The 733-nt window shown below is 34.1% G+C and carries 1 protein-coding gene; it reads left to right on the top strand.

What is annotated here, in order from left to right; genetic code table 11:
• The first annotated feature begins 87 nt into the window (after positions 1-87).
• Positions 88-621 carry a hypothetical protein gene (locus A3712_RS22870; RefSeq protein ID WP_231891872.1) on the top strand — a complete coding sequence of 178 codons (534 nt, stop codon included), beginning with the start codon at positions 88-90 and terminating at the stop codon, positions 619-621.
• Positions 622-733: the final 112 nt, after the last annotated feature.

Raw genomic sequence — 733 nt, 5'->3', positions numbered from 1 at the left:
GTGTCGTATAAATAGATTGGCGTAGATTAATTACCTTTACCTGACCACTTTATCGTAAATTTAGATTTTAAAATAAATGAGGTTTTAATGATGGTTAATATTTTAAATAGAGTAAAGTGCTCAACAATCTTGTTATCTTTGTTATTTAATTCTGGCTTTGCTAGTGCAGAGTCGGTGATAGAACAAGATATGTCACCAACTCTAACAGTGCAGTTTGAAGACCAGTCGAATATTCAGGCGAACCAATTTTTGGAGGAAACATTTAGAGCGTTTATTGATCGTGATAAGTCTCACCTAAAATCGATGATATCTGAAAGTTTCGTTCAGAAATTTGGTGATGACAAAAACACACATGATGAATTTATTCAACATGCGTCAGTTTTAAGCGAACAGCTGACTAGAATGGATATTGTGTTTGAAGATGTAAACGTTGATGCTGATGGGACTGTCTCAGAAATACACACTGTCGAGGTGACCAAGAACGATGGTAGCCGAGCTAAATTCAAGCTCTACGCTTTTTACTATTTCGATCATATGGGAATGATTAAGTTAATCGATGAACTATCGATTCAAATCGAAGGTGCAGCAGAGGATCAAGATATGGGGTCAAGAAAACGATAAAGTTAAATTTTCACCTCAGGTAAAATGGAAGATAATTTCATTTATATCAGGTCATTAAATACTGTTATGACTTTATATTTTATGATTTATATCGTATCTCCATGCTATCTAT

It is taken from the genome of Vibrio sp. HI00D65 (genome assembly GCF_001635455.1).
In the GTDB taxonomy this organism is placed as follows: Bacteria; Pseudomonadota; Gammaproteobacteria; order Enterobacterales; family Vibrionaceae; genus Vibrio.
This window is presented reverse-complemented; position numbering and strand designations above follow the sequence as displayed.